Here is a 10,458-nt window from a genome sequence, read left to right as displayed (position 1 = left end):
GCCGGCGTGAGCCCGACGGCGGCCAGCGTCTCCGCGACGCGCGCCGCGCGATCGCGGCGCGCTCCGACCCGGTAGCGCTCGAGCGGCTCGCGCACGATGCTGCCCACACGCCACGACGGGTCGAGCGAGGTGAACGGGTTCTGGTACACCAGCTGAAGATGACGACGGATGCCGCGTACGGCGTCTGCGCTGCGTCCGACGACCGACTCGCCGTCGACGAGGAGGGCGCCGGCATCCGGCTGCTCGAGGCCGAGAAGCGCGCGCAACGCGGTGGTCTTGCCCGAGCCCGACTCGCCCACCAGTGCGTGGGTCGTGCCCGGGGCGACGGCGAACGAGACGTCGTCGAGCGCCTTCAGCGCGCCGTCGCCCACGGAGAAGGTCTTGGTGAGCCCCGAGACGTCGATCCTCGGCGGAGCGCCGACGATGGCGGGGCGGTGCACGCGCAGCGCGCGGTAGCGCTCGGGGTTGAGCGCGGGCGCATCGGACTGGAGACGCACGGTGTAGTCGGATCCGGGCTGAGCGAAGACGTCGGCGGTGGCTCCGGCATCCTGAACCCGCCCGTCCTTGAGGACGACGATGCGATCGGTGCGCTCCCCCGCGATCGCGAGGTCGTGCGTGATCAGGAGCAGGCCGATCCCTCGCTCGGTCTGAAGCTGGGTGAGCAGGTCGAGGATGCGCTTCTGGATCGTGACGTCCAGCGCGCTCGTCGGCTCGTCGGCGACGATGAGCGCGGGTGCGGGGATGAGGGCGAGCCCGATCAGGACGCGCTGGAGCATGCCACCGGAGAGCTGATGCGGGTAGGAGTCGTAGACACGTCGGGGGTCGTGCAGCCCGACCTTCTCGAATGTGTCGAGAATGAGCAGGCGACGGGCGCGCGCGTCGCGAGGCTCGACGAGCGCGGCCGCTTCGTGCGCCTGTGCGCCGATGCGCCGGACGGGATTCAGGGCGTTGCCCGGGTCCTGCGGGACGAACCCGATCTCACGGCCACGCAGGGGCCGGAACCGTCGCTCCGGCAGAGCGAGGGTCTCGGTTCCTTGGAAGTACACGCTCCCGCGCGCCTGGGCGCCCTCGGGCAGCAGACGCAGTACCGAGCGGGCGATCGTGGACTTGCCCGATCCGGACTCGCCGATCAGCGCGAGGCTCTCGCCGCGTGCGAGCCGGAAGCCCGCGTCGAAGACGACCTGTGCGGCTCCGTACGAGACGGACAGGCCTTCGACGCGAAGGAGGTCGTGGTTCGTCATGATGGAACCCTTCTGTGGGCGCGGAGGGCGGGGGTCAGGAGGTCTTGCGCAGCCAGCGGCTGAGGCGGTTGATCGCGAGCACCGTGGCGACGGTCACGAGGGCTGGGTAGAGGAGCAGCCAGGGCGCGCGCGGATAGTCCTTGCCGGAGGAGATGAGCAGCCCCCAGTCCGATGCGGGCGGCGGGTCGCCGTAACCGAGGAACGCGAGCCCCGCGATGACGAGGATCGAGAGGCCGAACTGCAGCACCGCGAGGGTGAGTACGGATCGGGAGGCGTTGGGCAGCACGTGACGGAAGAGGATGTGGCCGCGTGAGCCCCCCTGCAGCGCTGATGCCTCGACGAAGACCGCGCGTCGGGTCTTGATGACCTCCGATCGCATGACGCGGGCGAACACCGCGACAGCGGAGACACCGGTCGCGATCGCCGCATTGATCGTCTGGAACCCGAGTGAGCTCACGATGACGACGGCGAGCAGGAAGCTCGGGATGGCGAGCAGCACGTCGACGACGCGCGCGAGCGCGACATCGGTCCAGCCGCCGAAGAAGCCCGCGACGAGCCCGATCGCGCCGCCGACGACGACACCGATGACGACGGCGACGAGCGCGCTCAGCACCGAGGACTGCGTGCCGAAGACGACGCGGGTGAACTGGTCGCGTCCGAGCTGGTCGGTGCCGAAGAGATGCTCGATGCTCGGCGGGAGGAACTTGTCGGCGGGCACCCCGACCGCGGGGTCGTACGACGTGAACAGGCCAGGTGCCGTCGCCCAGGCGAGCACGATGGCCAGCGCCAGGATCGACATCACGACTGTCGGGGGGATCGCTGTCGCCAGGGCGCGGCCGGCAGCGACGGACCGCCGGCTCGTGAGTACTGCGTCGGTCATACGACGCTCACCTCCTCCTGGAGCGGGGTGCGGATGGGGCCGTCGCCGACGCGTGACGCGCCGCGCGAGCGGAGCGTCCGTTCGAGGTCGACGCGCGGGTCGAGCAACGGGTAGGCGAGGTCGGCGATGAGGTTCACGACGACGAAGACGATGGCTGCGAGCGAGACCACGGCCTGTAGTACCGGGAGGTCCTGGCTGGCGACGGCGCGCTGAACGAGCGTGCCGATGCCGGTGCGTCCGAAGATCGTCTCGGTGATGAGCGAGCCGCCGAGCAGCTCGCCGACGATGAGCGCGAGCACCGTGATGGTCGGCAGAGCGGAGGGCTTGACGAGGTGCCGCGCGAACAGGCGCGTGCGTCGCAGGCCCTGCGAACGGGCGACGGCGACGTACTCCTGCCGGGACTCGTGGTCGAGGTTGGCGATGAGCACCTCTGCGAGCTGCGCGGAGACCGGGATGCCGAGGGCGATGGCCGCGAAGAACGTCGACCACGGACTTTCCGCGTCGATGATGCGGAAGACCCCGAGCCCGAAGGCGAAGACCTGGATGAGGAGCAGGCCGATGACGAAGTTCGGCACCGACAGGAACAGCGAGGGCAGCGCCCGGAGCAGTCCCTGCCCGTACTTCGCGGGCAGCACCTGCGTGCCCCACGCGATGAGCGCGGCGAGGACGATCGCGACCACGAGTGCGGTCGACGCGAGGATGAGCGTCGAGGGCAGCGCCTCGGCGATGAGCTGGTTCACCGGCAGATTCGAGCGCAGGGAGATCCCGAGATCGCCCGTCACGAAGCGGGTGAGCGATGTCCAGAGCTGGGTGAGCAAAGGCTCATCGAGGCCGTAGTAGGCGATGATGCGGTCGATGTCCTCCTGGGTGAACCCGTTGTCGGGGTTCTTGAGGGTGCTCGACACCGGGTCGCCGGGCAGCACGCTGATCACGACGAAGGTGAAGACATAGGCGAGCAGCACCACGACGATCGCCTGCGCCGTGCGCGACACCGCGAAGCTCGCGTATGGGGATTTCATCTCGGCATCCTCCGGAGAAAGGGATGCCGGGGCGCCGCGGAGAGACGGCGCCCCGGCTGGGTCAGCGGTCGAGCCAGGCGGTGTAGTAGTTCGCGTAGGCGAGGCCGTTGTAGGCGACGTCCTTCAGATCCGGCGTCTGCACGTACACCCGCTGCACGATCTGCGTGATCGGCACGAAGTACCCCTTCTCGAGCACGTACTGCTGCAGCTCGTCGAACACAGTCGCCCGGGAGTCGCGGTCGGTGGCGGAGGAGACCTGGGCGGCGAGGTCGTTGAGGGTCGCGTCGGTCGTGCCGACCTTGAACCAGTCCTCGTCGCCCGGGTTACTGGCGGTCAGGACGCCGGGGATCGTACCGATGTCGACGAAGCTGCGGGTGATCTCGGTGGCGGCGAGGGTCTTGTTGCCGATGACCTTCTCGCCGTACGTCACGACGTCGTAGGCCTCGATGTCGACGGTGAAGCCGATCTCGGCGAGCTGCTGGGCGACGAGCTCGTCGATCGCCTTAGAGGTAGCGAGGTACGGATTCGGGTAGAGCGTCACGGCGAGCTGCTGCCCGTCCTTCTCGCGCACGCCGTCGGCGCCCTCCAGCCAGCCGGCGTCGTCGAGCAGCTGCTCCGCCTGGTCGGGGTCGTAGGCGAAGGCGTCGGTGTGGTCGGTCGCCTCGGGGACGTTGCTCTGCACGAAGGTCTCCGCCGCGTGCCAGTCGTCGGTGTAGACCGTGGAGAGGATCTCGTCGCGGTCGATGCCGTGGGAGAACGCCTGACGCACGGCCTCGTCGCCGAACGGAGCGGTCGTGACGTTCAGGGCGTAGCCGTTGACGAAGCCGAGGTAGCGGGGCACCGACACGACGAAGCCTTCGTCCTTCAGTGCGTCGAGCTCCTGCGGCGACGCGTTGTAGGCGACATCCGCCTGTCCGGACTCGACCGATCCGGTGCGCAGCGTCGGCTCGGCCACGATCTTGTAGGTGATGGAGTCCAGGTACGCGGGACCGGTGTGGTCGAGCGCCTCGGGACCCCAGTCGTAATCGTCGCGCTTGGTGAGGACGACACTGTCGCCCTCCTTCCACGACTCGACGACGAACGGGCCGCTGCCGATGTCGTTCGACAGATCGGCCTGCTCCTCGGCCGGCAATGCGAGCGTCTCCGGCGAGATGAGAATCGAGCCGTGGTACGCGAGCGTCGGGATGAAGCTCAGCGTCGCCTTCGAGAACGTGACCTTCACGGTCGTGTCGTCGACGGCCTCCGCGCCGACGTAGTTCGCCGAGGGGAACAGCCCGATACGTGCGATGCCCTTGTCGGGGGCGCCCTTCGCCCAGATGTCGATGTTCGCCACGACGGCGGCCGCATCCAGCGCCGTGCCGTCGGAGAACGTGACGCCGTCCTTCAGGTGAATCGTGAACTCCGTCGCCGCGTCGTTCTGCTCCCAGCTCTCGGCGACCCACGGGCTGAGCTCACCATCGCCGTCGACGTAGATGAGCTTGTCGGTCAGGTGCCCCCAGACATGGCCCTGATAGCTGGAGATCGAGCTGGAATTGGGGATCCAGGTGGCACCCAGCGAGTCGATCAGGAAGGTGATGTCGCCGCCTTCCTTCGGCTCGTCCGAGCCGGTGCTCGTCTGCGGCGCGGTGCCGCTGGCGCAGCCGGCGACGAGGGCGATGGTCGCGAGCGCTGCGGTGGCGACGAGCGCGGCTCGCCTGAGCGGATTGCGGATGTGGGTGGTCATGTCGGTTCCTTGCTGTGAGGGGTCAGGCCGGCGTTGGTGCGTGTGCCGACGACTTCGCGGTCGGTCTCCGCGAGGGTCAGAGGGCTTTGCCCGGGTTGAGCAGCTCGAACGGATCGAAGGCGGCTTTGACGGCGAGCTGGGCGTCGCGGCTGCGGGGCGACAGCTCGAGCGCCGCGAGCTCCCGCTTGACCGTGCCGATGCCGTGTTCCCCGGTCACTGTGCCGCCGAGCGACAGGGCGAGGCGCACGAGCTCGTCGGCGGCGTCGTGCAGTTCGGTCGGCGGGGCGAGCGGGTCGGCGCCGTCGGGGATGGGCTTGGTGATGACGGGGTGCAGGTTGCCGTCGCCCGCGTGCGCGACAGCCCCGATCTCGACGCCGAAGCGCTGTTCGAGCTCGCCGAACGCGGCGTACACGTCGGGGATGCGCGACTTCGGCACGGCGATGTCGCCGCCGGCGAACCACGACCGCTCGTCGAAGCCGCGGCCGCCCCGGCGCAGCGCCCACAGGGCCTCCGCCTCGGCATCCGTCTCGTGCCGGACACGTCCGCCGACGGCTTCGAGGGCGTCGCGGAGGTCGGCGAACTGCTCGTCGATCCCGTACCCGTCGAGCTCGATGAGCAGCAGCGAGCCGCCGCGCCGGCTGAGATCTGTGCCGCTATGGCGATCGATGTTGACGAGGGTGCGGCCGTCCAGGAACTCGATGACCGCGGGGCGCACCGAACTGCGCGTGATGGCCGACAGAGCGGATGTTCCGGCCTCGGTCGTGTCGAAGAAGGCCGACACCGTGCGGCGAGCGACGGGAGTGGGGCGCAGACGCACGGTTGCGCGCACCACGATGCCGAGCACGCCCTCCGAGCCGACGAAGAGCGACACGAGATCGAGCCCCGTCACGCCCTTGATCGAGCGGTGGCCGACCGTGATGAGCTCGCCGTCGGCGAGGACGACGTCCAGAGCGAGCACCGACTCGCGGGTGACGCCGTACTTCGCACAGCGCAAGCCTCCGGCGTTCGTGGCGATGTTGCCGCCGATCGTCGAGATCTCATAGCTCGCGGGATCCGGGGCATAGAACAGGCCCCATGGCGTGAGGTGCTCGTTGAGCGCGGCGTTGAGCACACCCGGCTCCACGACCGCCACTTCGTCCAGCGGCGACACCTCGACGATGCGGTTCAGCCGCTCCGTCGACACCACGAGCTGATCGGCGGTCGCCGACGCGCCGCCCGAAAGGCCCGTGCCGGCCCCGCGCGCCACGATCGTCACACCGTGACGCGCGGCCGTCCGCACGATCTCCTGCACCTCCTCGGCCGAGGACGGGAGCGCAACTGCCGGACCGGATGCGGCGCCCCGCCGCGAGAACCGCGTCGCAGCATCGTCGAGGTAGTCGCTCGTCTCGACGGAGGGCGCAAGCACGGTGAGGTGCGGAAGTTTCGCACCGAGCTCGTCGAGCACGGCGCCGAGCGCGCTCGTGCGCGTGGGTTCGCTGACGGGGGCCGTCGCAGCCATAGGGGTGCCTTTCGAAGGGAGTACGTGCGGAGCAGGTACCCCTCCGCGGCTTCCCCAGAAGGTAGGGAAGATGGCGGGTTCGGTGCGCGGGCGTGTGTCACGGCCCGTCGAAGTGCGTCATGATCCTTCCCGGGACGTCACGCGAGGACACGGAGGATCGGATCGGAGCGTTGGGTACGAGCATCGGGACGGCCGCGTGATCGGTCCACCGCGACCCGGGTCCTACCACCTCACCCGGCCGATCACCCACATCGCGGGAGCTGGGAGTGAGCGCGATTCGGTGCGATCACCGGTTCTCCGTCCGACTGCGGGCGGGATGCGGCACGGCAGCGTTTCGGGGCAAAGCAAAAGCCCCGCGATCCCAGTGTTTCCAAGGGTTCGCGGGGCTTCGACGCTGGCGGTGACGGTGGGATTTGAACCCGAAGAGGTTCGATCCGTTCCAGTCCGTCTCGACCGAGAACCGCGGATTTCCGCGGCTTGCGACCGCCGAGAATCTACTGCCGTTCCCTCTGGACCCGTACCCACCGTGATAGTCCGTGGGCACCATGTGGGCACGAACGCCCGACCCGCGGGAACGCGTGTTGACGGATCGGCGCTGTTCGGGTGTTCGCAGATTCTTCGCAGGAGCCGCTGCTGCCCCCGCGTCAGTTTTCAGGCCGTGGTGTGCCGAATACCTCTTTGGCGACGCTCACGGCTGCCATGGCCTTGGGCCAGCCGGCATAGAAAGCAAGGTGCGTGAGCGCTTCGATCAGCTCGGTCTCGGTTGCGCCGTTCTGCCGGGCGAAGTCCAGGTGGAAACGGAGCTGATCGGTGCTTCCCAGGACGGTCAGTGCCGCCACGGTCACCAGACTTCGGTCCCGCTTGGAGAGCTCCGACCGCTCCCACACCTCGTCGAACAGCACTTTGTCGGTGTAGTGAGCGAGAGCCGGAGCAATATCGCCGACCGCCTTCTGTCCGCCGGTCCAGCCCGTTCTTGCAGTGTCCGTCATGATGATCCTTCCGTCTCACCCATCGAACACCTGTCTCCGCGTGGCCGGGAGGTACCACCGGAACGTGTACTGCCAGAGCATTCCTCGACATCCGGCGTCGGCGTAGTGTCCGTCAGGGGTTCAGCCGGTGCGATCGTCGCGCAGGCTGACACGGAGGCACAGCATGAATGAGACCGAGGTTTGGCTCGTCACCGGCGCGGGCCGAGGCATGGGCGTCGACATCGTGCGGGCGGCGCTGGCTGCCGGCCACCGCGTCGTCGGTTCGGCACGGGATGCCGCAACCGTCGAGGCGGCGGTGGGCAAGCACGCCGACCTGCTGCCCGTCTCGCTCGACATCACCGACACCGCTTCGATCGACGCGGCCGTGAACGCGGCGATCGATCGCTTCGGTCGTATCGATGTGCTCGTCAACAACGCGGGGAACTTCCAGGCCGGGTACTTCGAGGAGATCAGCCCCGAGCGATTCCGAGCGCAGATGGAGACGAACTTCTTCGGACCGCTCAACGTCACCCGCGCGGTGCTGCCCGTCATGCGTCGTCAGCGATCCGGGCACATCGTCACCATCACGTCGACCGCGGGAGTCGTCTCCGGAGGATTCGGCAGTGCGTACGGCGCTTCGAAGTTCGCGTTGGAGGGGTGGACCGAGTCGCTGCGGGAAGAGGTGGAGCAGTTCGGCATCCATGTCACCGTCGTCGAACCGGGCTTCTTCCGCACCGAACTGCTCGTGGAGGGATCGTCCACCCTGTGGCCCGATCTGTCCATCGACGACTACGCCGACACGGCGAGCACGATCGAGGCGTGGAAATCCATGAACGGGAAGCAGAGCGGCGACCCCGCGAAACTCGCCGCCAGCCTCGTCAAGATCCTCGACCTGGATGAGCCCCCCGCGCGCTGGGTCGCCGGCGCCGACGCGGTACAAGCCGTGAAGCAGAAGGGTCAGACCCTCATCGACCAGGCCGAGGCCCACCTCGACCTCTCCACAGGCCTCGACCACGCCGACGGCGGCGCCTGAGCTCTGACGGACCAATGGACGAGCGCCGAGTCACCAAGGTGCTGCACACCGGTTGAGACACCCCACCGCACTCGACTCCACCTCTCGGGGGTCGCGGCGGCACGCACCGGTATCACCCGGTCTGCGTCGCGACCGGCAGCCGCGACTTAGAGCGTCTGGGCGTAAGGCTCGAAGTCCTCGGGTAGCGCGGGCACGGGCGGGACGGAGCTGTTCACAGTCACGAACTGGCCGCACTCAACGGACTCTTCCGCTGAGAGCATGATGTCGAGGACGTGTCGTCCAAGCTCTCCGGAGGCGAGATGAGGTCGGCCTTCCGCGATGGCGCGGACCATCTCCAACAGCCCGAGACCGCGGCCGACGACGGCCCCTCTCTGCGGGATCTCGATCCATGGCTGCTCGAACTCTTCTCCGTCGCGCAGTTCCGCGAGAGGTTTCACGTATGCGGTGCGGCCGGCGAACCTGTTGGGGTCGGGGATGACGATCGAGCCCTCTGTGCCGTGGATCTCCACGACGCCGTGCCGCTCCAGCGCCGAGTCGAAGCTCAGCAGACTGTGCGCCTGTTGCCCGCCCTCGAATACCGTGAGTACCTGGAGGGTCGTGGGCACCTCGACTGGGAACCGCGTCCCGGCGTTCGGTCCGGTGCGGATCTGGCGTTCGGTGCGCGCCTTCATGCCCGCGGCCGCGACGCGGTCCACGGGGCCAAGCAGACTGACCAGCGCGGTGAAGTAGTAGGGGCCCATGTCGAGCAGCGGACCGGCACCGCGAGAGAATAGGAACTGCGGACCGGGATGCCACAGGTCGGGGCCTTGGGTTTGGAACGAGGTGTGCGCGAACAGCGGTGCACCGATGACGCCGCTCTCGATGGCGCGCTTGGCGGTCTGGAACCCAGGCCCGAGAACCGTGTCGGGGGCGGAGCCCACCCGAAGACCGGCCGCCTCCGCGCTCCGGAGCAGCCCGTCGACGCCGTCTCGTTCGGGGCCGATCGGCTTCTCCGTCCACACGTGCTTCCCTGCCGCGATCGCCGCCGCCGACACCTCCACGTGGGCGGCAGGAGTCGTCAGATTCGCGACGACCTGCACGTCGGGGTCGGCGAGGATATCCTCAGCGGTCCCCCACCGCGGAACGCCATGCCTTTCCGCCCGCGCGCGAGCCCGCCCGACGTCCAAGCCACCGATGCTCACGACCTCGACGTCCGGGAAGGAGCGGAGGTTCTCCAGGTAGGTGTCGCTGATGACGCCGCTGCCGATCAGGCCGACGCCGACCGCGCTCATCGGACGAACGAGGCGCTGCGGAGGAACGCCAGGCTCGCGGCCACATCGTCGAACACATCCCCGGGCGGGTTGTCGTACTCGATCACCGCGTAGCGGATCGCACCGGCACCCGCTCGGAGCGAATCGGCCAGGGGGACGTCCCCTTCGCCGGCGTGACGCTGATCGAGCGAGTCGGACGCGAACGCGGGCGCGTCCGGCGCGAACGGGTTGCTCGGCGGCACCACGCCGTCTTTCACGTGCACGGCGACGAGCCTCGAGCCCAGTCGCGACACGAGCGCCGGAACATCCTGTCCTCCGGCGAGGGCCCAAAACAGGTCCAGTTCGATCTCCACGGTCTCATCGGTCAAGGACACGAACCGCTCGAACGCGGTATTCCCGTCGAAGCTCGCGAAGAACTCCTGCGCGTGATTGTGGTACCCGACGCGAAGGCCGAACCCCGCGGCGACCTCCGCGGCACGGTTCAGGCGCTCCGCGATATCAGTCACACCGTCTTGCGTGAGCCAGCGGTCCACGGCGACGAACGGGTCGATGACGGTCGTGATCCCGACGGTCGCGGCTGCCTCGAACACCACCTCGGGGGCGGGAGTCGGGATCGACCCGTCGGGCGTCCACAGCTCGTCGGACAGGAGCGGCGCATGGCCTGTCGGGGACGCGAGCCCGGCACCATCCAACGCCGCTCGGATCTCCTTGGGGCGTCGCACGAAGTCGAAGGCTTCGACGTTCTGCAGTCCGAGCGCGGCCAGCTTGTCGAGTGAGCCGTGCGGGTCGGCGGAGAACTCCGCGGCCAGCGTGTAGAGCTGGACGGAGGCAAGGGGCAAGGCCATC

At 68.6% G+C, this 10,458-nt stretch carries 9 protein-coding genes; 1 reads left to right on the top strand and 8 read right to left on the bottom strand.

Translation table 11 applies throughout. The features are described 5' to 3' along the window. The 6 genes from VIP82_RS03005 to VIP82_RS02980 all read right to left on the bottom strand — a co-directional run. The coding region (locus VIP82_RS03005; protein ID WP_331905805.1) for an ATP-binding cassette domain-containing protein at positions 1-1,241 on the bottom strand (1,241 nt) is incomplete at its 3' end. Positions 1,242-1,275: 34 nt separating this feature from the next. Next, the gene (locus VIP82_RS03000) at positions 1,276-2,121 is read right to left on the bottom strand and encodes an ABC transporter permease (protein WP_331905804.1); all 846 of its coding nucleotides are present in this window, start codon (positions 2,119-2,121) and stop codon (positions 1,276-1,278) included. After that, positions 2,118-3,140: an ABC transporter permease gene (locus VIP82_RS02995; RefSeq protein WP_331905803.1), complete on the bottom strand. Its 1,023-nt coding sequence runs from the start codon at positions 3,138-3,140 to the stop codon at positions 2,118-2,120. Before VIP82_RS02995 ends, VIP82_RS03000 begins: the two co-directional genes overlap by 4 nt. Before the next feature lie 61 nt (positions 3,141-3,201). Next, complete coding sequence (locus tag VIP82_RS02990) at positions 3,202-4,863, bottom strand: ABC transporter substrate-binding protein (RefSeq protein ID WP_331905802.1); 1,662 nt, start codon at positions 4,861-4,863, stop codon at positions 3,202-3,204. A gap of 76 nt (positions 4,864-4,939) precedes the next feature. Beyond that, a complete protein-coding gene (locus VIP82_RS02985) occupies positions 4,940-6,361 on the bottom strand; it encodes an FAD-binding oxidoreductase (protein WP_331905801.1) in 1,422 nt (473 codons plus the stop codon). A 644-nt stretch (positions 6,362-7,005) separates the two neighbouring features. Then, positions 7,006-7,350: a carboxymuconolactone decarboxylase family protein gene (locus VIP82_RS02980; RefSeq protein WP_331905800.1), complete on the bottom strand. Its 345-nt coding sequence runs from the start codon at positions 7,348-7,350 to the stop codon at positions 7,006-7,008. Positions 7,351-7,513: 163 nt separating this feature from the next. On the opposite strand from VIP82_RS02980, the gene VIP82_RS02975 reads away from it, so the two are divergent. Then, a complete protein-coding gene (locus tag VIP82_RS02975) occupies positions 7,514-8,362 on the top strand; it encodes an SDR family oxidoreductase (protein WP_331905799.1) in 849 nt (282 codons plus the stop codon). A 146-nt stretch (positions 8,363-8,508) separates the two neighbouring features. On the opposite strand, the gene VIP82_RS02970 is transcribed toward VIP82_RS02975, so the two are convergent. Both VIP82_RS02970 and VIP82_RS02965 read right to left on the bottom strand, forming a co-directional pair. Continuing rightward, positions 8,509-9,633, bottom strand: a complete 1,125-nt coding sequence (locus VIP82_RS02970) for a Gfo/Idh/MocA family protein (protein WP_331905798.1) — start codon at positions 9,631-9,633, stop codon at positions 8,509-8,511. Further along, positions 9,630-10,457 carry a sugar phosphate isomerase/epimerase family protein gene (locus tag VIP82_RS02965; RefSeq protein ID WP_331905797.1) on the bottom strand — a complete coding sequence of 276 codons (828 nt, stop codon included), beginning with the start codon at positions 10,455-10,457 and terminating at the stop codon, positions 9,630-9,632. The genes VIP82_RS02970 and VIP82_RS02965 overlap by 4 nt, the downstream gene beginning before the upstream one ends. Position 10,458: the final 1 nt, after the last annotated feature.

Origin of the sequence: Microbacterium sp. (genome assembly GCF_036566905.1) — a bacterium.
In the GTDB taxonomy this organism is placed as follows: domain Bacteria; phylum Actinomycetota; class Actinomycetes; order Actinomycetales; family Microbacteriaceae; genus Microbacterium.
Note: the sequence above shows the minus strand (reverse complement) of the source record. Positions and strands in the feature narration are given on the sequence as shown.